Genomic DNA, 21,196 nt, shown 5'->3' with positions numbered 1-21,196 from the left:
ATGTCCAGACTCGTGCGCGCCGCGGTGGTCGCGGCGTCGGCCGCGGCCCTGGTCGTGGCCGCGCCCGGAGCCGAAGCCGGGCAGAGCGGCCTGAAGACGGTCGCGACCGGGCTGAACAACCCCCGGCACCTCACCGTCCACGACGGCAGGCTCTACGTCGCCGAGGCCGGGGCGGGCGGCGACGGCCAGTGCGTCGAAGGCCCGGAAGGCCCGGCCTGCTTCGGCCTCAGCGGCGCCGTGGCGCAGCTCGACGGCCACGGCGGGGTCCGCCGGATCCTCACCGGCCTGCCGTCGGCGGCCGCCCCCGGTGGCGCCGCCGTCGCCGGGCCGACCGACGTCGACTTCGTCCACGGTGTCCCGGCCGTGCTCTGCGGTGACGTCCTCATCGACCCGCAGACCGGCGCCAACCCCTTCGGGACCGCCGGGCGGCTGCTCGGCAAGCTGTCGTTCGGGTTCGGCCGGTACCTCGTGCCCGGCCCGGACTTCGCCGCGTTCGAGGCCAGGAACAACCCCGACCACGGCGCCGGGGCGAGCCCGGACACCCCGGTGATCGACTCCAACCCGTACGGCATGACCCGCTACCGCGACGGGTTCGCCGTCGTCGACGCGGCCGGCAACGACCTGCTCTACGTCGACGGCCGCGGCCGGATCAGCGTGCTCGCGGTGTTCCCGCCGAAGCTCGTCACCGCGCCGCCCGCGCTCGGCCTGCCGCCGGGCACGCAGATCCCGGTGCAGAGCGTGCCGACCTCGGTCGTCGTCGGTCCCGACGGCGCGCTGTACGTCTCCGAGCTGAGCAGCATCGCCGTCGGTGCGGCGCGCGTCTACCGCGTCGTCCCCGGCCACGCGCCGACGGTCTACGCCGACGGCTTCACCGCGCTGACCGACCTGACCTTCGACCACAAGGGCAGGCTGCTCGCGCTGACGTTCGCCCGCGACGGGATCGCGGCCCCGCCTTCTCCCGGCGTGCTGACTCGGGTGGAGAAGAACGGCACCAAGACCGTGCTGGCGTCGGCCGGGCTGGCCGCCGCGACCGGCCTGGTGGTCCGTGGCGACGAGGTGTTCGTCAGCAACAACGGCACCTCCCAGGGCACCGGATCGGTCGTCCGGCTGGTGCCGCGGGGCTGAGGCTCCGACACGAAAAGCGCAGGTCCAGCGGCTCTCGACGCTCTGAACGGGCGTCGGGAGCCCGCTGTCCCGGCCACTCGGACGCGCTCGGCGGCCGGTGGCGGTCCCCGGAGCGGGCGAGCCGGGGTGGTCACCGGCTCACCCCGGGTGTCCACGATCGGGTGACGCGGGTGACCTGGGCGACGGGGGAGCCAACCGGGCGAAGCCGACGGCGGCGGGAACCTTATCCTGGTGTTCGTGAACTGGACTGTGGACGTCCCCGTCGACACACTGCCCGAACTGCCGCCGCTCCCGCCGGAACTGCGGGCGCGGCTCGACAAGGCACTGGCCCTCCCGGCCGCGCAGCAGCCGGAGTGGCCCGACCCGGAGGCGGCCCGCCGGGTCCGGAGCGTGCTGGAGAGCGTGCCGCCGATCACCGTGCCCAACGAGATCGACCGGCTCAAGGACCGCCTGGCCATGGTCGCCCGCGGTGAGGCGTTCCTCCTGCAGGGCGGCGACTGCGCGGAGACGTTCGAGTCCAACACCGAGCCGCACATCCGCGCCAACCTGCGCACGCTGCTGCAGATGGCCGTCGTGCTCACCTACGGCGCGAGCCTGCCGGTGGTCAAGGTCGGCCGCATCGCCGGCCAGTACGCGAAGCCGCGCTCGGCCGCGACGGACGCGCTCGGCCTGCCGGTGTACCGCGGCGACATCATCAACTCCCTGGTCGCCAAGCCCGAGCACCGCGTGCCGGACCCCGGCCGGATGATCCGCGCGTACGCGAACGCGGGCGCGGCGATGAACCTGGTCCGCGCCCTCACCGGCGCCGGCATGGCCGACCTGCACCAGGTGCACGACTGGAACAAGGACTTCGTGTCCTCGTCGCCGGCGGCCCAGCGCTTCGAGGCGCTGGCCAACGAGATCGACCGCGGCCTGCGGTTCATGTCGGCCTGCGGCGTCACGGACACGTCTCTGCAGTCCACCGAGATCTTCGCCAGCCACGAGGCGTTGCTGCTCGACTACGAGCGGTCGATGCTGCGGCTGGACAAGGCCGACGCGGCGAACCCGAAGCTGTACAACCTGTCGTCGCACTTCCTCTGGATCGGCGAGCGGACCCGCCAGCTGGACGGCGCGCACATCGCGTTCGCCGAGCTGCTGGCCAACCCGATCGGCCTGAAGATCGGCCCGACGACCACGCCCGAGCAGGCCCAGGAGTACGTCGAGCGGCTCGACCCGCGCTTCGAGCCGGGCCGGCTGACGCTCATCTCGCGGATGGGCAACGGCAAGGTCCGCGAGGTGCTGCCGGCGATCGTGGAGAAGGTCGAGGCGTCCGGGCACAAGGTCATCTGGCAGTGCGACCCGATGCACGGCAACACGCACGAGTCGTCGACCGGCTACAAGACCCGTCACTTCGACCGGATCGTCGACGAGGTCCAGGGCTTCTTCGAGGTGCACAACAAGCTGGGCACCTACCCGGGCGGCATCCACGTGGAGCTGACCGGCGAGGACGTCACGGAGTGCCTGGGCGGCGCCCAGGAGATCTCCGACATCGACCTGTCGGGCCGCTACGAGACGGCGTGCGACCCGCGCCTGAACACGCAGCAGTCGCTGGAGCTGGCATTCCTGGTCGCGGAGATGCTCCGCGACTGAGGCCCAAGCGCCCCAATGTGGCCTTGGTTGCGTCTGACGCACCCAAGGCGGCCTTCGTTGCGTCTGACGCACCGAAGGCCACATTGGGGCGCTCGGGGTCGCCGATGTCAGGAAGCGTCCACCAGCCGGGCCGTGGACTTCAGCACCGCGTCGCGCAGGGAGCCCACGTCCGGGACCGCCGCCCCGTTGGCCTGCAGTCCGATGTGGACCGAGTCGCGGTACGTCGCCACCGCGATGCCCACCGCGTGGCGCGGGGCCAGCGGCACGAACGGGTACACCTCCGCCAGCCGCGCGCCGTCCAGCGACAGCCGGGCCGGGGGCAGCGGGACCGTCGTGATCACCAAGTCGAACAACATCGGGGCCGCCCGGCCCGCCGTGCGCGTGCCCAGCCGGTGCAGCAGCGGCGGCACCCGGTCCGCCAGAAGCGGCAGCGCCCCCGCGCCGCGGCTGGGCCCCGCGGCCTTGTTGCGGGTCATCGCGCGGCGGACCACCCGCAGCCGCTCGACCGGGTCGTCCTCGCCGACCGGCAGGTCGCACAGGTACCCCGACAGCTTGTTGCCGCCGAGCTGGTCACCCGCGCGGCCGCGCACGCTCACCGGGATCAGCGCGCGCAGCGTGCGGCCGTCCGCGCGGTGGCCGCGGTTCACCAGCCACTCGCGCAACGCCCCGGACAGCACCGCCAGCACGACGTCGTTCGTCGTGCCGCCGTGTACCTGGCGCACCCGGCGCAGCTCCGTCAGCGGCAGCCGCACGAAGCCGAGGCGCCGTTCGGCCGACGGCGGTGCCGACACCGGCGACAGCGGCGGCCGCGCGGCGCGCACCAGTGACGACGCGATCCCCGCCGTCTCGTTCGCCGTGCCCAGCACGTCCTTCACCGTGTCCAAAGTGGAGCGTGGGGCGGGGATGGGCCGGCTCGGCGCGGGCAGCTTGACGCCGTCGAGCAGCCCGGCCGCCACCGCGTACGCGCCGGCGCCGTCGGTCAGCGCGTGGTGCAGCTTCAGCAGGAGCGCGAACTTCCCGTCCGGCAGGCCGGTCGCCAGCGTCAGCTGCCACAGCGGCCGGGACGTGTCGAGGGGCTCGGCGATCCACCGCGACGCGTACGCCGCCAGCGGGTCCGGCTCGTACAGCGAACTGAGCGCGACGTGGTGGATGTGGTCCGCCGCAACGAAATTCGGGTCTTCGGCCCAGCTGGCCGACCCCGGCGGGAACAGCTCCGCGCGCGCCCGCTGGCGCAGCTTCGGCAGCCGGGCCGCCCGTTCCGCGAGGGATGCTGTCAATGCCCCGGGATCGACCGGGCCGCGCGGGGTGAAGGTGACCACCGCACCCATGTGCATCGGGGAGGTTTCGCTTTCCAGGCACAGGAAAGCGACGTCGAGTGCGCTGAGCGACGAGCCTGCCATGGGCGACCTTCCGGGTTCGCGGGTGGCGGGAGGGGAGGGATCCACTGCACCAGCCCGACATGACGAGCGGGTGGTCGACGTGTTTCCACGACGCTAACTACCCACCCCGTTCATCCATTCGAGATACCCCCGGCCACGGTGCCGGGGCTCACACGGCTACTCCGCGGGCGTGGTCCCCGGCTCTTCCGCCCGGACGACCGCGGGCCCCCATTCGGGGGTGAGCGCGACCTGCTTGCCGACGCGGCGCACCGGCAGGCCGTTCACCTGCCGCTTGCCCAGCCCCGGCCAGATCTCCGCGGCGTCCTTCGCCGCGGCCCGGATCGCGCCGCCGTCGAGCGTCGTCCGGGTCTCCGGGATCTCCCGGTCCGTCCACTGCACGACCAGCTTCAGTGGGCCGGCCGGCGGCAGCGGCCACAGGAACACCTCGTGCTCGACGGCGAACCGCGTGCCGCCGACAGCCTGGGCACGCAGCACGGGACCCTCCGGCTCGCTGGCCGAGGGCACCGAAATCGTCTCCGAGCTTCGCGCGGCTGCCGTCGGCGTAGAGCACGCCGATCAGCAGCGCGTTGTAGTCCGGCTTCCGCCGGTGGTCGATCAGGCCCTCGGCGGGGTCGTCGACCAGGCTGTCCCGGGAGTACACCGTGATCCGCAGCGTCAGCGCCTCCGGCCACACCTCGATGGTCCGCAGCGCGACGACCGTGCGCTCGGACCGGCCCAGCGGCTGCGCCCACGGCAGCACGGCCGGGACGATGTACTCGCGCGGGGCGTCCGTCCAGTGCCGGCCGTTGAACGCGTACAGCTCCTGCTCCGGGACGGGGAACAGGGGACGCTCACGGGGACCGCCGGTGAAGAAGCTCATCGGACGGCCCACGACACGCTGTCCGGCACCATGCGCCCACGGTAGGACAACACCGCGGGAATTTCCGCCCCCGATCGGGCGTACGGCCCCGGCTTCCCGTGATCCGGGACACAGGGGCCGCACGCAGCGTGACCCGCTAGTCGCTCAGCTTGAGTTCGCCGTTGCGCCGGGCGGACTCGTCGAGCTCCTTCTCGGCCGGTTTGCCCATGGCGTCCATCAGCTGACGGGCCAGCCCGAGACCGGTTCCGCCGAGCGACAGCGCTTTGGCGAACATGTCGGACATGCCGTCGGCGCCGTTGAGCACGACCATGTGGTCGACGTTGCCGAACGCGCTCGCGCCCGCCTCGACGATCTCCGGCCAGCGCTCGGCCAGTTGCTGCGCGACGACGGCTTCCTGGTTTTCCGCCAGCGCCGCCGCGCGCGCCTTGATCGCGTCCGCCTCGGCCAGACCCTTCGCGCGGGCTGCCTCGGCTTCGGCGAGGCCACGGGCCTTCGCCGCTTCCGCTTCCGCCAGGCCGCGCGCCTTCGCCGCGGCCGCTTCGGCTTCACCGGTCGCCCGGGTCGCGCCCGCCATCGCTTCGGCACGGGCCTTCGTGGCCTGGGCCTCCGCCTCGGCGGCCGTCTTCACCCTGGTCGCGTCCGCCGCGGCCCGCAGCTCGGTTTCCTTCGCCTCGGCCTGGGCCTTGGCGATCGAGGCGTCACGGGCGGCGTCGGCCGTCGTCCGCGTGTCGTACGCCTTCGCGTCGGCCGGCTTGCGGACCTGCGACTGCAGCCGCTGCTCGGCCAGCGCCGCCTCCAGCTCGGCCGCCCGGGTCTCCTGGACGACGACCTCCTGGCGCGCGGTCGCCTCGGCCAGCGGGCCCGACTGCGATGCCTTCGCCCGCGCCTGGTCCACCTCGGCCTGGTAGCCGGCCTGCTGGATCTGGCTCTCGCGGACCGCGGCCGCCTTCTTCGCGGCCGAGACCTGCTCGACCTCCGCGGCCTCCTGGTCGCGCTGGGCCTCGGCGATGCGGGCCGACGCGGCGACCGCGGCGGCGTGCGGCTTCCCGAGGTTCAGGATGTAGCCCGACTCGTCGTCGATCTCTTGGATCTGCAGCGAGTCGACGATCAGCCCCAGCTTGATCATCTCCGTGGCCGAGGACTGGCGGACCTCACCGGTCAGCGCGTCCCGGTTGTGGATCATCTCTTCGATGGTCAGCCCGCCCACGATCGAGCGCAGATGCCCGGAAAAGAGTTCGTGGATCGTGTCGTTCATGCCCTTCTGCTGGTCCAGGAACCGGCGGGCGGCGTTGGCGATCGAGGCGAAGTCGTCCCCGACCTTGTAGATGACGACGGCCCGCACGGTGACCGGCAGCCCCTGCTTGGTCACGCAGGAGACCTGCAGGTTGACCCCGCGCGTGTCGAGCGACAGCCGCCGCGCGGTCTGGAAGCCGGGCAGGACGTTCACACCCCGGCCGGTGATGATCTTGAAGCCCAGGCTGTCCGCGGTGTCCGCGCGGTCGACGCGGACGCCGAGCCCGGAGATGATCAGTGCTTCGTTCGGCTCCGCGACCTTGTAGAGCAGCCGCAGGATCCCGAAGATCACGACCAGTGCGACGACGAGACCACCGGCGGAAAGCAGCAGGATTTCCACGAGGCTCATGGCACCGACCCCCTCGCTCTTTTCTGTTGTGGGTGTGTTGGTGCCTCTACGACGCCGCTAGCGCGCCAGCGGTTGCCACCGTTCGACATAAACCGTGCGCGGGGGTTCGAAGTCCACCACGAGCACCTGGGTGCCGGAGGTCAGCGTCTCCTCCGGGTCGGCCGGGTAGGCGTAGAACGCCTCCGTGCCGCCGCGGACGTTGAGCAGCACCTCACCGATCAGGCCGGGGCCGATCGTGCCGGTCACCCGGCCGCGGCTGCCGATCAATTCCCGAAGCCCTTCAGCTTGACCTTGCTGCCCTTCTGCACGAACGTCCCCGGCTGCGGGTCCTGCTGGAAGACGAAGTCGAAGCCACCGCCCCGGCCCTTGCCGCCCTCGCGGTCGGCCTTCAGCCCGGCCTGCTCGAGGATCTTCTGCGCGTCCTCGAACGAGCGGAACCGCACGTCCGGCACCTGGACGGCGTTGTTGACGAAGACGCCGATCCGCTTTTCCTTCGCCTGCGAGTTCGCCGGCGGGTCGGTCCGGGTGACGGCGCCGCCCGGGACGTCCTGCTTGAACTCCTCGCCCGCCTGGAACGGCTCGAACCCGGCCTGCTGCAGCAGCTGGAACGCCTCGTCCTTGGGCCTGCCGGTGACGTCGGGGACCGGCGGCAGCGGGATCGGGCCCTTCGACACGATGATCGTCACCTGGCCGCCGATGTTCAGCTGGCTGCCCGCCGACGGCGTCGTGCGGATGACCGCGCCCTGCGGCACCTCGGCGTCGTAGTCGTCGGCGCCGCGGACCGGGGTCAGCTGCGCGGCCTTGATCGCCTGCTCGGCGTCGGGCAGCGCCGTGCCCGGCCGGACGTCCGGCACGGTCGGGCGGCCCTTCGACAGGACCACCGACACGGTCGAGTTCGGCGCCAGCGGCGTGCCCTCGGCGGGCTCGGCGCGCAGCACGGTGTTCGACGGGACCGTGTTGTCGAACTCCTGGCTGAACTGCGGGGTCAGCTTGACCGCCCGCAGCGCGTCCCCGGCCGCGGCCTGGTTGAGCCCGACGAGCTTGGGCACGGTCGAGGTCTTGTCGCCGCCGGTGTCGGTGAGCATGAAGACGAACGCCGTGATCAGCCCGCCGAACAGCAGCACCGCACCGGCGATGACGGCGATCCGCTTCCGGTTGTCGGCCGGCTTCTCCGGCTCCGGCTCGCTCCGGCGCCGCGCCACCGGCGGCCGCACGGGCGGGATCTGCTGGGTCATGCCCGGCGGCGGGGTGCCCGGGTGGCTCAACGCACGCGTCGCGTTCGGGCGGTGCACCGGCATCGTCTTCTCGGTGTCCGGCACCTGCGGGATGCGCGGCAGCGTGCGCTCGGTGTCGGCGACGTCGCCCTGGCCGTGCGCCACCGGGACCGGCACGGTCACCGGCAGCAGCCCCAGCTGGGCGCGCACCGCGGTCAGCTCGGTGAGGAACTCGCCGGCGTCGGCCGGGCGCAGCTCCGGGTCCCGCCGCGTCGCGCGGGTGATCAGCTCGTCGAGCGCGGGCGGCAGGTCCGGGCGCAGCGCGCTCGGGCGCGGCACGTCGTCGTTCACGTGCCGGTACGCCACCGAGATCGCGGTGTCGCCGGTGTAGGGCACCTGGCCGGTCAGCATTTCGTAGAGCAGGATGCCCGCGGAGTAGACATCGCCGCGCGCGGTCGCCGCGCCGGTCTCGACCTGCTCGGGCGAAAGGTAGGCGACCGTGCCGAGGATGACGCTCGAGCTCGTCGTGCCCGCGCTCGCGACGGCCCGCACCAGGCCGAAGTCCGCGACCTTGACGACGCCGCCGGTGTGCGGGCCCGACCGGCCGATCAGCACGTTCTCCGGCTTGACGTCCCGGTGCACCAGCCCGGCCCGGTGCGCGGCGGCCAGCGCCGAGAGCACCGGCTCGGCCACGCTCAGCGCCAGCGCGACGTCCAGCGGGCCCTTCTCGTCCAGCAGGTCGCGCAGCGTCCCGCCGTCGACCAGCTCCATGACCAGGAACGCCAGCCCCGACTCCGCACCCTGCGGCAGGTCGAACCCCTGGTCGTGCACCGCGACCACGTGCGGGTGGTGCAGCTGCGCCGCCGACTGCGCCTCCCGCACGAACCGGTCCACGAACGACCGGTCGTCGGCGAAGCGCGGGTCCATGATCTTGATCGCGACCGGACGGTCCAGCCGGGTGTCCGTCCCCCGGTAGACGGAAGACATTCCGCCGTGGGCGAGCAGCCGGTCCACCCGGTAGCGGCCCTCGAGGAGCGTGCCGACCAGGCTGGGGTGGGTGCGTGTCACGAGTAGGGATCGTACGGAACCGCACACGGGTAGTGGAGGAGACCTCGCGGGTCACCCGTGCGTACTAGCGGGTGAGGGGACGAAATGTGGCACAGTGTCACCTGTGAGTGGGATTCCTGTCGCCGATGACATCCTCGACGCCGCCGTCGCGGTCCTCCCGTTGCCGGAGGTGGCGGCCGTGCTCGGGACTTCGGCCAACAAGGTCCGGCAGATGCTGCGCGACGGGCAGCTGATCGCGTTCAAGCGGGCCGGCGAACTGTGCGTGCCCAGCGACTTCTTCGTCAAAGACGGCGTCGTCAAGGGCCTGGCGGGGACGATCACGGTGCTCGCGGACTCCGGGTTCTCCCGGACCGAGATGCTGCGCTGGCTGTTCACCGCGGACGACACGCTGCCCGGCACCACGCCGATCAACGCGCTGCGCACCAGCCACGGCACCGAGGTCAAGCGCCGCGCGCAGGCGATGGCGTTCTGACCTGCGCAGATACGCGGTGGCGGCGCTGAGCTGAACAACGGCGGCAGCCACCAGGCAGCCGGGCAGCGACCAGGCGGCCAAGGGACCGGCCAGCGCCGCGCCCGCGGCCAGCCCGGTGATCTTCACGCTCGCCGCGGTCGTGAACACCTGCGCGCGGACGTGCTCCGGTGCCTCCCGGTGGCGGATCGCGAACAAGGCCGTGAGCTGCGGACCTTCGGCGAACCCGGCCAGCACCGCCGCGACGACGACACCGTGCCCGCCGGCGGCCAGCAGGCAGCTCGCGGCCAGCAGGAGCGTGCTCAGCCAGACGGTGCGGTCCGGCGGCGGCGGGCGCTTCGCGAGCACCGCGTTGGCCAGCAGGGACGCGACTGCGAGGACGGCCAGGAGGAGCGCGCCGTCGGCTGGGCCGCGCAGGTGTGCGGCACCCAGCAGCGGGTAACAGACGGTGACCATGCCGATGCCCGCGCACGAGATCGTCGAGGCGACGGTCGCCCGCCGCAGTGGCACGTTGCGCACGAGGACGGTGAACCCGTCCTTGAGACGCGCCTTCGTCGTCGGCCGCGGTCGCCTCGGCGAGAACCACGCCGCGGGGAGGGCCACGGCGACCAGGGCAACGGCGACCGTGAGCCCGGCCGGACCGCCGAGCAGCCCGGCGAGTCCCGGCCCGGCGAGCGCGGCGGCGGTGAAGGTCATGGCGTCGAGGCGGCTGGCGGTCGCGAGTTTCGGCCCGGCGACGGCGGGCAGCTGAGCGGTCCAGCCGCCCGAGACGGCGGGGTTGAGGAGGCCGGTGACGACGGCGAACGCGACCACGGCGGCGAGTGGCAGGTGCCCGAAGGTGGCTCCGACCAGGGCGATCCCGCCCGCGTACCCGCCCAGGGCGAGGGCGAGCAGCCGTCCGGGAGCCGGGCTGCGATCGAGGAGGGCACCGAAGACCGGCCCACCCACGGCGGCGGCCGCGGTGAGCCCGGCGAGCAGCGCGGCCCCGGCGTGCGGGCCCGTGGTCATCCCGAGCAGGAGAAGGGCGGGGCCGGACAGCTCGTCACCGGTGCGGGCGAGGGTGGCGCCGACCAGGTAACGCCTTATCATGCTCAAGACGTTACAGTGGGGTATGGCCTTTCCGCACCGGGATTCCGTGCAGCGCGCGGTCGACCTGCTGGGTGTCCTGCTGGTTCCTGACCCCGACCCGACTGCGGTCGCGCGGGTTCTGCACTCGCACGGCGAGCCGGACGTCTCGCTGTCCGAGTCGGACGTCGCGGAACTGCGTGCGGCGGCCCGGGAGCTGCGCGAAGTGTTCGCGGCGACCGACGTCGCTTCGGCGGCTTCGGTGCTCAACGAGTTGTTCGCGGCGTACGCGGGTCCACCGCGTCTGACGGACCACGAAGAGGGGTATGGCTGGCACCTGCACGTGGACGCGGCCGACGACGGGCCGTGGGGCGCGTGGCTGGTGACATCGTCCGCGCTGGGGCTGGCTTCGCTGCTGGCGGAGCGTCAGGACGTGCCGGGAGGGCTGTGCGCGTCGCCGCCGTGCGGGAAACCGTTCGCCCACACCGGCGGCGGCAGTCCGCGGAGGTTTTGCTCGTCCCGGTGCGCGACTCGCGAACGCGTCGCCGCGCACCGGGGCCGGATTTCCTAGCTGTTGGTCTTGTCCCGCCAGGCGATCCACTTCTCGAGGTCGCCGAGGTCGTAGTCCGGGCCACCCACGCCCACGGTGAACGTCGTGACACCGAGGTCGAGCAGCTTCGGCCCCAGCTCGTCCGGCTCGCCCCGCACGCCGCACGAGCGCTCGATCTCGCCCGGGTCGCGGCCGACGTCCGCGCAGTGCTGGTCGAGGATCTTCACCTTGCGCTCCACGACCTCCGGGTCGCCGAAGCCGTGCCAGATGTCTCCGTGCTTGGCCACCAGCCGCAGCGTCTTCTTCTCGCCGCCGCCGCCGATCAGGACCGGGATCTTGCGCGTCGGGGCCGGGTTCAGCTTGCCCAGGCGCGACTCGATGCGCGGCAGCGACTCCGCCAGGTCGTCGAGGCGGCCGCCCGCCGTGCCGAACTCGTAGCCATACTCCTCGTAGTCCTTTTCGAACCAGCCCGAGCCGATGCCGAGGATGAGCCGCCCGCCGGAGATGTGGTCCACCGTGCGGGCCATGTCGGCCAGCAGCTCGGGGTTGCGGTAGCTGTTGCACGTCACCAGCGCGCCGATCTCCACCCGCGACGTCGACTCCGCCCAGGCGCCGAGCATCGTCCAGCACTCGAAGTGCATGCCGTCGGGGTCGCCGTACAACGGATAGAAGTGATCCCAGTTGAAAACAATATCGGCCCCGAGGTCCTCGGCGGCCGACGCGGTGCGCCGGATGGTGTCGTAGTCGGCGTGCTGCGGCTGGAGCTGCAGGCCGATCCGGATGCGTCGTTCGGTCATGATCGCAGCCTACGACCGCCGCCGAACGTCTCGCGCGCCCAGACCGCGGCCAACGGGGGTAGTGCGACTACCAGCCTCCGCCGCTTCGGCACCACCGCGCGCCGCGTCAGGACGTCGTAGTCCAGGGCCACGATCTCGTCGAGGATCCCTTCGTACAACGTCAACGCCGTCCGCACGCACGGCCGGGATTCCGGGCACAGCAACGCAACCCCGGCTTCCGCCCGCCGGTACACCGCCCGCGTCCGCGCGACGAAGTACGCCAGCGCCGCGCGGATCCGCGGGTCCGGCCGCCGCTCCTCCAGCAGCGAGCGCGAGACGCCGAACGCCGCGAGTTCCGTCAACGGCAGGTAAAGCCGCCCGCGGTCGAGGTCTTCGCCGACGTCGCGCAGGAAGTTCGTCAGCTGGAACGCCTCGCCCAGCGCGATCGCGCCCGGTTCCGCGTCCGCCAAGGCACCGACCGTGCCGAACACCGGCAGCATCTGCAGCCCGATCACCGCGGCCGAGCCGTACATGTACTCGCCCAGCTCCGCGAACGTCCGGTACTCGACCGGCGAAAGGTCCATCCGCATGGACTTCAGGAACGCGTCGAACAAGTCGCGCGAAATCCCGTAGCGCCGCACGGTGTCGGCCAGGGCCACGAGCACCGGGTCGTCCGGCGTCCCGCCCGCGAAGACGACGTCGACCAGGTCGCCGACCCGATCGAGGCCGACCGCCGGATCGCTGCCGGGCGCCGGGTTGTCGACCAGCTCGTCGGCCATCCGCGCGAAGCCGTACAGCGCGTGCGCGGCGGGCCGGGCGCGGCCGGGCAGCAGCCGCGTGGCGAGGAAGAACGTGCGCCCGTAGTGCGCGTTGATGCGGCGGCACTCGGTGTAGGCGGCCCGCAGGTCCGGCGCGTGGATGCCCGCGGCGTCGAGTTCGTTCACCGGCCGGTGATCCTTTCCGCGGCCAGCCGTCCGGAGATGAGCACCGGCGGGATGCCGACGCCGGGGGTCGTGCCGCAGCCGGCCAGCACGACGTTGCCCGCCGCGCGCACCAGGTTCGCGGGCCGGAACGGGCCGGTCTGCGTGAACGTGTGCGCGAGGGAGAACGGCGTCCCGGCCGCGAGGCCGCGCGCCGCCCAGTCCGCCGGGGTGAGGGTCTCGTCGACGGCGAACTCGTCGGCGAACCCGGGCACCCCGCGCGCTTCCAGCGTGCGCAGCAGCTCTTCGCGGTACGGCCCGCGGACGCGGTCCCAGTCGATCGCCCCGCCGCGCAGGTTCGGCGCGGGCGCGAGCACCGAGACGATCTCGCCGCCGCGTCCCGCCAGTCCGGGGTCGGTCGCCGTCGGCCGCGTGACCAGCAACGACGGGTCGCTCATGAGCTTACCCTCGCGGATGATCTCCGCGAACGTCCGCTCCCAGGCGTCACCGAAGAAGATCGTGTGGTGCCCGAGGTCCCACTTCTCGCTCGTGCGCCCGTGCAGGACGACAGCCGACGGCGAGTAGCGCAGCGGCAGTGGCCGCTTGGGCCGCGCGCCGAGGAGCCGGTACGCCGTGCTCAGCTCGGTGGCGAGGACGACGGCGTCGCACGCGATCCGCTCACCCGAGCGCGTCCGGACCGCGCGCACCCGCGAGCTCACCCGCTCGAGCCAAGCGGCTTCGGTGCCGAACCGGACGTCGGCGCCCGCCCGCGCGGCGGCGCCGGTCATCGCCCGGCCGATCTCGCCCATGCCGCCCTCGGGGTAGTACACGCCGCCGACGGTGTCCATATAGGCGATGACGCCGTACGCGCCGATCGCCCGCGCCGGGTCGAGGCCTGCGTAGAGCGCCTGGAACGAGAAGAGCCGCCGGACCCGCTCGTCGCGCAGGTAGCGGGCGATGCGCGGGCCGAGCCTGCCGAACCCGCCGAGCGCCGCGAGCTTGGCCAGCTCGGGCCGGGCGAGGTCGAGCGGCGAGTCGAAGTTCGCCCCGATGAAGTGGTCCTTCTGCGCCGCGTACAGCTCGGACAGCCAGCGTCGCAGCGCCCGGTAGCCCGCCGCCTCGCGCGGCCCGGCGAAGGCGCGGATCTCGGCCTCCATCGCGTCGCCGTCGGTGTGCAGGGCCAGCTCGCGGCCGTCGGCGAACCGCGCCCGGTACGCCGGGTCGAGCCGGGTCAGGCGCAGGTTCTTGGCCAGCGGCTCGCCGACCGCGGCGAACGCCTCGTCGAGCAGCTCCGGCATGGTCAGCACGCTCGCGCCGGTGTCCACGGCGTTGCCGTCGAACATCCGCTGCCCGGCCCGCCCGCCCGGGACGTCGGACTGCTCCAGCAGCGTGACCCGCCGTCCCGCGCCGAGCAGGTGCAGGGTCGCCGAAAGCCCGGCCAGCCCGGCCCCGATCACGACGACGTGGTCGGCGGGCCCGTCGATCGTCCGCACGTCAGTGCGTCCGCTGGGTGGCCTTGACGACCAGCCCGGTCAGCGCCTCCGGGGCGGGCTCGGCCAGGTGCGCGCGCTCGAGCGCAGCCATCGCCGCGCCGGTCAGGTCGTCGATCCGGCGCTCGACGGCGTCGACCGCACCGACCTGCTGCAACGCCATCCGGACGGTCTCCACGCCCTCGTCGGAGAGGTCCGCGTCGCCGATCGCGTCGGCGATCACGGTGGCCGCGGCCGTCTCGCCCTTCTCGGCGGCGAGCTGCAGGCCCAGCGCGACGAGCAGGGTGCGCTTGCCCTCGCGCAGGTCGTCGCCCGCGGGCTTGCCGGTCACCGACGGGTCGCCGAACACGCCGAGCAGGTCGTCACGCAGCTGGAACGCGACGCCGACCTCGCCGCCGAACTCCAGCAGCGTCGCGATCAGCTCGGGGGAGGCGCCGCCGAGCGCGGCGCCCAGGTGCAGCGGCCGCTGCACGGTGTAGGCGGCGGTCTTGAGCCGGTCGATCTTCAGCGCGGCCTCGACGGAGGCGTCGCCGGTGGCCTGCGTGCGGACGTCGAGGTACTGCCCGGCCAGGACTTCGGTGCGCATCGCGCGCCAGGCCGGGCGGGCCGCGGCGAGCGTCTCCGCGGGCAGCGGCGCCTCGGCGAACATGTCGTCGGCCCAGGCCAGCGCCAGGTCGCCGACCAGCACCGCGGTGGCCAGGCCGAACGTCGCGGGGGAGCCGAGCCAGCCCTGGTCGGCGTGCAGTTTCGCGCCCGCGATGTGCACGGTCGGGAAGCCGCGGCGCGAGTCCGAGGAGTCGATGAGGTCGTCGTGGATCAGCGCGCACGCCTGGATCAGCTCCAGGCTCGACACCGCCTGCAGGACCCCTTCGGCGTCGGGGCCCGCCGGGTCGCCGCCCGCGCCGCGCCAGCCCCACCAGGCGAACGTCGGGCGCAAGCGCTTGCCGCCGTTCAGCACGAACCCGCGCAGCGCCTCGATCCCGGCGGCGACAGTCGGCTCGGTCCCGACGATTTCCGCGCCCGCGCGGTCGAGGAACCCGGCCAGCGCGCGCTCGACGTGGACGGGCAGCTCGGCGTCGGAAACGGGCCTGTTCATGCCGTCATCCTCGCGGAACCCGCGCCCGGGCGGACGGCCGGGGCGCCCGGATGTGGCGAATCAGACTCCGGCCGTCGCCGCCCAGAACGGCCCGGTCAGGCCCGCTTCGGCGAAGTAGGCGACCGCGCTGTCCGGCTCGCGCCGCCGGTAGCCGCGCTCCAGCCGGCCCTCGTACCAGCCGCGCGCGAGCCGCCAGAGCGTGACGAGGTCCATCACGTACCCCTTGTCCCGGCCGGTTTCCGCCAGCCAGGCGTCCACACAGGACTCGCAGCAGAACAGCCGCTGGTTCGCGCACGTGTGCAGGACGTCGTCCCACATCCGCGTCGCGGGCACCAGGAAGTGCGCCACCTGCATGCCGTCCGGCGGCGCCGTGCGGTTCACGACCAGCGCGTGGGGCTGGCCACAGCCGGGGCAGCGGGTCGCGACGAGCACCTCCGGCTCGGCTTCGACGAGGTGCGGGATGGCGAAGGAATCCCAAGCGCAGCTGCCCCACCACAGCGTGTGCGCGCCCATCACGGAGAACCCGAGCGACTTCGCGGCGAACGGGTGGGCCAGCACGACGTGCTCGCACTCGTCGAGCACCAGGTGGTGGGCGTCGGCCAGGCGGTGCAGCGCCTGCTTGGCCACGGCCAGCGACCCACCGGCGGCGTCGGCCAGCTCCGGCGCCGTCGGCGCGCGGCCCCGGTCGGCGAAGGCGTGGTAGACGGCGAGGCGCACGTCCTCGTCCCAGCTCGCGTCGTCGTACCTCATGGCTCACTCCCGGACCCATTCTACGGCTCGAATGTGACTCGAACGGCAGTCTCGCTACGCGGACGGGGACTCCCGCATGCCGGGCGTCGGCCTTTAACATCGGGACATGACGTCGGTGATCGAGCGGTTGCGTGGAGAAGGGCCGAAGTTCTCCATCGAGTTCTTCCCACCCCGGGACACGGCGGACGAGGCCGTCCTCTGGAAGGCGATCCGGGAAGCTCGAGCCGTACGACCCGGCCTACATGTCCATCACCTACGGCGCGGGCGGCTCCAGCCGCGACGGCACGATCCGCAGCATCGCGCGCGTCGCGACCGAGACGACGCTGGTGCCGATGGCGCACCTGACCGCGGTCAACCACTCCGTCGCCGAGCTGCGGAACGTGATCGGCTGGTACGCCTCGGTGGGCGTCCGCAACATCCTGGCGCTGCGCGGCGACCCGCCGGGCGACGTCTACGGCGAGTGGATCCCGCACCCCGAGGGCCTGATGTACGCCGAAGAGCTCGTGCAGCTGGTGCGCGAGCTGGGCGACTTCTGCGTCGGCGTGTCGGCGTCGACCTACGGCCACCCGCGCTCGCCGGACCTCGAGTCCGACACGAAGTACCTGGTCCGCAAGCTCCGCGCGGGCGCGGACTTCGCGATCGCCCAGCTGTTCCACGACGCCGAGGACTTCCTGCGCCTGCGCGACCGCGTCGCCGCGACCGGCTGCGACGTCCCGGTGCTGCCGGGCGTCATGCCGCTGACGACGTTGCGCACGCTGCAGACGACGATCAAGCTGTCCGGCGCCCCGGCCCCGCGCAAGCTGCTGGACCGGCTCGAGCCGCTGGCCGACGACCCGAAGGCGTTCCGCGCGGCGGGCATCGACGTCATCACCGAGCTGTGCGAGAAGCTGATCGCCGAGGGCGTGCCGAACCTGCACTTCTACACGTTCAACCGCTCGAAGGCGACGCGCGAGGTGATCGCGCGGCTGGGACTCGTCCCGGCCCGTGCTTAAGGCTGTGACAACCGGGGCTTCGCCCCGGGCCGGGGGCTTCGCCACCCGGACCCCCGAACCGAAGTCTGTACCACCGGGCACTGGTGGCCCGGTAGCGTGCGGCCCATGGCTTCTACTGCTTCCGAAGGCGTGCACGGGATCTGCGACCGCTACGTCGACGACTACGCGGCCGCGGACCCGGTCGCGGCGACCGCGCACGGCATCACCGGGCACGACCACCGGCTGACCGACTATTCGGCGGACGGGTACGCCGAGCGCGCCGGACTGGCCGCGCGGGCGCACGCCGCCGTCACCGCCACCGAGCCCCGCGACGCCGCCGAGCGTGCCGCCAAGGCCGTGTTCACCGAGCGCGTCGGCCTCGAGCTGGAGATCCACGAAGCCGGGCTCGACGTGGCGAGCCTCAACGTCATCGCCAGCCCGGTGCAGGAGCTGCGGATGGCGTTCGACCTGATGCCGCTCGAGTCGGAGCAGGACTGGGCGGTCGTCGCGGCTCGGATCGCCGAAGTCCCGAAGGCGCTCGCGGGCATCCGCGGCGGCCTGCTCACCGCAGCCGACGCGGGGCGCGTCTCGGCGCTGCGTCAGGTCGCGAAGGTGGCGGAGCAGTGCGAGACGTGGGCGGGCTTGAAGGACGAGAAGGGCTACTTCGCCGAGCTCGTCGGCGGCGCGGCTTCGCAGGCTGAAGCGCTGAAGGCGGATCTCACGCACAACGCGCGTGCGGCAGAGGAGGCGTTCGCGGAGTTCGCCGGGTTCCTGCGCGCCGAGCTGGCGCCGAAGGCCCCGGTGAAGGACGCCGTCGGCGAGGACGTCTACCGGTTGTGGTCGCGCTACTTCGTCGGGGCCACTTTGGACCTGCGCGAGGCGTACGAGTGGGGCTGGGCCGAGTTCGCCCGGATCGAGACGGAGCTGCGCGCGGTCGCGAACCGCGTCAAGGACGGGGCGACCCCGGCGGAGGCGGCGGTGCTCGACGCCGACCCGCGCTACCGCGTCCAGGGCCGGGCCGAGTTCGAGGCGTGGATGCAGCGCCTGTCCGACACGGCGCTGGAATCGTTGCGCGGCAAGCACTTCGACATCTCCGACCGCGTGATGGCCCTGGAGTGCAAGATCGCCCCGCCCGGCGGCGGCGTCGGCGCGTACTACACGGGACCGAGCGAGGACTTCAGCCGCCCGGGCCGCATGTGGTGGTCACTGCCCGCGGGCCGCGAGGAGTTCTCGACGTGGCGCGAAACGAGCACGGTGTACCACGAGGGAGCCCCGGGCCACCACCTCCAGATCGCGACGTCAGTGGACCAGTCGGCGTCGCTGAACAAGTACCAGCGGCTGATGGCGTTCACCTCGGGCCACGCGGAGGGCTGGGCGTTGTACGCGGAGCGCCTGATGCAGGAACTGGGCTACCTCGCCGACGACGGCGACCTGCTGGGAATGCTGTCGGAGCAGCTGTTCCGAGCGGCGCGGGTGGTCGTCGACCTGGGCATGCACCTGGAGCTGGAGATCCCGGCGGGAACGGGCTTCCACGAGGGCGAGCGCTGGACGCCGGAGCTGGGCTTGGAGTTCATGCTGACGCGGACGATCACGGACCAGGCCCACGTCCGCGACGAGATCGACCGGTACCTGGGCTGGCCGGGCCAGGCCCCGGCGTACAAGATCGGCGAGCGCCTCTGGCTGGCGGCCCGTGCGGAGGCACAGGAGCGGGCCGGGGCGGGGTTCGACATCAAGCGGTTCCACACGGAGGCGCTGCGAATGGGCGGCATGGGGCTGGACACCCTGCGGGAGCAGCTGGCCCAGCTGGACTGAGGTGTGCGCGTGGTCACCGGAAATCCGGTGGCCACGCCCACCGCGCGCCCACTACGTTTTCGCTCGTGCGCCGAATCCTCTTCGTCACCCCACCGCCCCGCGCCTGAGCGGGGTGGTCCTCCGCCGCGTGGCCTGAGCGCCCGCGGCTGATTCGTCATGCGCACCGCCCCGCGTCGTCGATCCCGATTCCTTCGACGCAGGAGCACCCATGTCTGTCGCTGTACCCGCGCGCGCCCGTTCGTCGGCCGCGTTCGTCCTCGCCGGTGTCCTCTGGGGCACCGGCGGCCTCGCCGGCTCGCTGCTCGGCCAGCTCGGCGGCCTCCACCCGCTCGCCGTCGCCGCCTACCGGCTGCTCGTCGGCGGCGGTGTCGCCACCCTCTTCGTGTTCGTGAAAGGCGGCTCGCTGCCGCGCACCCGCGAGGCGGCCAAGCGGCTCCTCGCCGTCGGTGGCCTGTTCGCCCTGTTCCAGGCGAGCTACTTCGCGGCCGTCGCGCTCAGCTCGGTCAGCATCGCGACGATGACCACCATCGGTGCCGCTCCCGTCATGGTCACCCTCGCCTCGGTGCGCAAACCCCGGCGCTGGACGCTGGTCTCCGTCGCGGGCACCGTCGCCGGGCTGGTGCTGCTCCGCTGGACGCCGGACGAGCCCGCGCATCTCGTCGGCGGCCTCGGCTTCGCCCTGCTCGCGGCGGCCGGGTTCGCGGCACTGACGATGCTCACCGCGAAGCCGGTCGACGGCCTCGACCCGATGGCCACGACGGCGTTCGGCTGCCTCGTCGGCGGGATCCTGCTGACCCCGCTGGCGAGCTGGCCCGGCATGGCACTTCCGCTGCACGCGGACGTCCTCGCGGTGGCGTGCTACCTCGGCGTGGTGCCGACCGCGCTCGCGTACGCGGCCTACCTGCGCGGTCTGGCGGACGCGCACCCGGTGCTGGGCGCGCTCTCGGCGGTGCTCGAGCCGCTGACAGCGGCGGTGCTTTCGGCCGTGCTGTTCGGTGAACGGCTGAGCGTCACGGCCTGGTGCGGCGCGGCCGTGCTGGTGGCGGCGCTGGCGGTCGGCTACTGGCGGCCGGAGCCGCGCTGACGGACCGCTGCCCCTCGGCTCAGCGCGGGTCGAGGGGCAGCGCCCGCCCCAGGATCGCGAACGGCCGCGGGTCGCCGGCGAAGTGGTAGTCGCGCAGGACGTCGACGAACCCGGTGCGGCGGTAGAGCTTCCACGCGCGGCTGGTGCCCTCGGGCGTCGACAGCAGGACGTTCGCGCTCGGCACGCCGTCGAGCAGGCCGCGCAGCAGGTCCTCGCCGATCTGGTGGCCCTGGTTCTCCGGCCGGACGTGGATCTCGGTCAGCTCGAAGTAGTCCGTCAGCCAGCGGTCGGCCTCGGCGGTCCCGGCGCGGCGGCTGAGGCCGTGCCGGACCTGCTCGTGCCACCACTGCCCGGCCCGGCCGCGGTAGCCGTAGGCCAGCCCGAGCAGGACGTCGTCGGCGTCGAACGCCGCCATGCAGCGCCAGCCCTCACGCAGCGCGTGGGTGAGCCACATCGGCGCGCGCTGCTCGGCGGTGCCCGCCGGGTACCTCATCGCCCGGACGTAGATGTCGAGCGCTTCGGGCAGGCGCGCGCGGAACTCGTCCGCGGAGAGCTGGACGTAGCGGGAGCAGCCGGCGGGCATCGCGGTCACAGCGGTCCATCTTCCTCCGCGCCGCCGAACGCGCCGGGGGTGCCCCCGGTCAACGCCACCAGGTCCGCGAACGTGGTGGGGTAGACGGTCTTGGGGTGTCCCGCGGCGGCCCACACGACGTCGTGGGCGCGCAGGGCGGTGTCGACGAGCGTCGGCAGCTCGGTGGGGTGCCCGGTGGGCGCGACCCCGCCGATGGGCTGCCCGGTGTGCGCCCGCACGAAGTCGGCGTCCGCCTTCCCGATTTCGGCCCCGGCCAGCCGCTCGAGGGTAGCCGGATCGGCGCGGTGCGCACCCGAGGTGAGGGCGAGGAGCGCGTTTTTGTCGGACCCCAGGCGGAAGATGAGGCTGTTGGCGATGGCCCCGACGGGCACGCCGAGCGCCTCGGCCGCCTGAGCGGCGGTCCGGACCTCGGCGGGCAGCACCCGGATGCCCTCGGCGGCGGCGTGCTGCCCGGCTTCGGCCAGCGCGGCGGCGACCTTGGCGACGGCGGGGTGGTCGAGCGAACTCATGGGCCTATGAGATCACGCCGCCGACCTGGTGTCCCGCGGGATTCCACCCCCGGGGTTGAGCGGACGCCCGGTCCGGGGTTACTCTGGATTTTGTTCGAACAGACGTTCGACATCCGGTGAGCGCGCACCGGTCAGGAGCCCGGCGCCGGGACGGGGGAAGCGTCTCGGCGCCGGC

Annotated in this window: 17 protein-coding genes and 3 pseudogenes; 7 read left to right on the top strand and 13 right to left on the bottom strand. The window is 72.9% G+C overall.

Annotation, left to right across the window (positions count from 1 at the left end):
- Window positions 1-1,125: a ScyD/ScyE family protein gene (locus QP939_RS50910; protein ID WP_285454188.1), complete on the top strand. Its 1,125-nt coding sequence runs from the start codon at window positions 1-3 to the stop codon at window positions 1,123-1,125.
- Window positions 1,126-1,362: 237 nt separating this feature from the next.
- Window positions 1,363-2,754, top strand: a complete 1,392-nt coding sequence (locus QP939_RS50905; protein WP_285454187.1) for a class II 3-deoxy-7-phosphoheptulonate synthase — start codon at window positions 1,363-1,365, stop codon at window positions 2,752-2,754.
- A 107-nt stretch (window positions 2,755-2,861) separates the two neighbouring features.
- Here the strand turns inward: QP939_RS50905 and QP939_RS50900 are convergent, their stop codons facing one another.
- The 5 genes and pseudogenes from QP939_RS50900 to pknB form a co-directional block, all read right to left on the bottom strand.
- The gene (locus tag QP939_RS50900) at window positions 2,862-4,154 is read right to left on the bottom strand and encodes a wax ester/triacylglycerol synthase family O-acyltransferase (RefSeq protein ID WP_285454186.1); all 1,293 of its coding nucleotides are present in this window, start codon (window positions 4,152-4,154) and stop codon (window positions 2,862-2,864) included.
- A gap of 156 nt (window positions 4,155-4,310) precedes the next feature.
- A pseudogene (locus QP939_RS50895) lies at window positions 4,311-5,013 on the bottom strand (hypothetical protein).
- Between the two features lie 136 nt (window positions 5,014-5,149).
- The gene (locus tag QP939_RS50890; RefSeq protein ID WP_285454185.1) at window positions 5,150-6,655 is read right to left on the bottom strand and encodes an SPFH domain-containing protein; all 1,506 of its coding nucleotides are present in this window, start codon (window positions 6,653-6,655) and stop codon (window positions 5,150-5,152) included.
- A gap of 57 nt (window positions 6,656-6,712) precedes the next feature.
- Complete coding sequence (locus QP939_RS50885) at window positions 6,713-6,901, bottom strand: NfeD C-terminal domain-containing protein (RefSeq protein ID WP_285454184.1); 189 nt, start codon at window positions 6,899-6,901, stop codon at window positions 6,713-6,715.
- A gap of 17 nt (window positions 6,902-6,918) precedes the next feature.
- Window positions 6,919-8,937, bottom strand: a complete 2,019-nt coding sequence (gene pknB / locus QP939_RS50880; RefSeq protein WP_285454183.1) for a Stk1 family PASTA domain-containing Ser/Thr kinase — start codon at window positions 8,935-8,937, stop codon at window positions 6,919-6,921.
- A 103-nt stretch (window positions 8,938-9,040) separates the two neighbouring features.
- Here pknB and QP939_RS50875 point away from each other — a divergent pair, with 103 nt between their 5' ends.
- A complete protein-coding gene (locus tag QP939_RS50875) occupies window positions 9,041-9,409 on the top strand; it encodes an Rv2175c family DNA-binding protein (protein ID WP_285454181.1) in 369 nt (122 codons plus the stop codon).
- A 327-nt stretch (window positions 9,410-9,736) separates the two neighbouring features.
- Here QP939_RS50875 and QP939_RS52130 read toward each other — a convergent pair.
- A pseudogene (locus QP939_RS52130) lies at window positions 9,737-10,495 on the bottom strand (MFS transporter); the annotation flags it as partial.
- A 22-nt stretch (window positions 10,496-10,517) separates the two neighbouring features.
- Between QP939_RS52130 and QP939_RS50865 the strand changes: the two are divergent.
- On the top strand, window positions 10,518-11,042 hold the full coding sequence (locus tag QP939_RS50865; protein ID WP_285460039.1) for a CGNR zinc finger domain-containing protein: 525 nt from the start codon (window positions 10,518-10,520) through the stop codon (window positions 11,040-11,042).
- Here the strand turns inward: QP939_RS50865 and QP939_RS50860 are convergent.
- Genes QP939_RS50860 through merB form a run of 5 tightly spaced genes read right to left on the bottom strand, consistent with a single transcriptional unit; the run spans window position 11,039 to window position 16,053 of the window.
- Complete coding sequence (locus QP939_RS50860) at window positions 11,039-11,818, bottom strand: LLM class F420-dependent oxidoreductase (protein WP_285454179.1); 780 nt, start codon at window positions 11,816-11,818, stop codon at window positions 11,039-11,041. The two genes, QP939_RS50865 and QP939_RS50860, sit on opposite strands and share 4 nt — an antisense overlap.
- Window positions 11,815-12,741, bottom strand: coding sequence for a phytoene/squalene synthase family protein (locus QP939_RS50855; RefSeq protein ID WP_285454177.1), 927 nt, complete (start codon window positions 12,739-12,741; stop codon window positions 11,815-11,817). The genes QP939_RS50860 and QP939_RS50855 overlap by 4 nt, the downstream gene beginning before the upstream one ends.
- On the bottom strand, window positions 12,738-14,210 hold the full coding sequence (gene crtI / locus QP939_RS50850; protein ID WP_285454176.1) for a phytoene desaturase family protein: 1,473 nt from the start codon (window positions 14,208-14,210) through the stop codon (window positions 12,738-12,740). The genes QP939_RS50855 and crtI overlap by 4 nt, the downstream gene beginning before the upstream one ends.
- Window position 14,211: 1 nt before the next feature.
- Window positions 14,212-15,303: a polyprenyl synthetase family protein gene (locus QP939_RS50845; protein ID WP_285454175.1), complete on the bottom strand. Its 1,092-nt coding sequence runs from the start codon at window positions 15,301-15,303 to the stop codon at window positions 14,212-14,214.
- A gap of 60 nt (window positions 15,304-15,363) precedes the next feature.
- Window positions 15,364-16,053: an organomercurial lyase gene (gene merB, locus QP939_RS50840; RefSeq protein ID WP_285454174.1), complete on the bottom strand. Its 690-nt coding sequence runs from the start codon at window positions 16,051-16,053 to the stop codon at window positions 15,364-15,366.
- Window positions 16,054-16,159: 106 nt separating this feature from the next.
- Between merB and QP939_RS50835 the strand changes: the two are divergent.
- The 3 genes and pseudogenes from QP939_RS50835 to QP939_RS50825 all read left to right on the top strand — a co-directional run bounded on the left by QP939_RS50835 (window position 16,160) and on the right by QP939_RS50825 (window position 19,920).
- Window positions 16,160-17,045, top strand: a pseudogene (locus QP939_RS50835) (methylenetetrahydrofolate reductase).
- A 105-nt stretch (window positions 17,046-17,150) separates the two neighbouring features.
- Window positions 17,151-18,836: a DUF885 domain-containing protein gene (locus tag QP939_RS50830; RefSeq protein ID WP_285454173.1), complete on the top strand. Its 1,686-nt coding sequence runs from the start codon at window positions 17,151-17,153 to the stop codon at window positions 18,834-18,836.
- Between the two features lie 208 nt (window positions 18,837-19,044).
- On the top strand, window positions 19,045-19,920 hold the full coding sequence (locus QP939_RS50825) for a DMT family transporter (RefSeq protein WP_285454171.1): 876 nt from the start codon (window positions 19,045-19,047) through the stop codon (window positions 19,918-19,920).
- 19 nt (window positions 19,921-19,939) lie between these two features.
- Here QP939_RS50825 and QP939_RS50820 read toward each other — a convergent pair whose 3' ends face one another.
- Together QP939_RS50820 and QP939_RS50815 are read right to left on the bottom strand one after the other, a co-directional pair.
- Window positions 19,940-20,512, bottom strand: a complete 573-nt coding sequence (locus QP939_RS50820) for a GNAT family N-acetyltransferase (RefSeq protein ID WP_285454170.1) — start codon at window positions 20,510-20,512, stop codon at window positions 19,940-19,942.
- Window positions 20,509-21,021 carry a YbaK/EbsC family protein gene (locus QP939_RS50815; protein WP_285454169.1) on the bottom strand — a complete coding sequence of 171 codons (513 nt, stop codon included), beginning with the start codon at window positions 21,019-21,021 and terminating at the stop codon, window positions 20,509-20,511. The genes QP939_RS50820 and QP939_RS50815 overlap by 4 nt, the downstream gene beginning before the upstream one ends.
- Window positions 21,022-21,196: the final 175 nt, after the last annotated feature.

The organism is Amycolatopsis nalaikhensis (assembly GCF_030264295.1).
Lineage (GTDB): Bacteria > Actinomycetota > Actinomycetes > Mycobacteriales > Pseudonocardiaceae > Amycolatopsis > Amycolatopsis nalaikhensis.
This window is presented reverse-complemented; position numbering and strand designations above follow the sequence as displayed.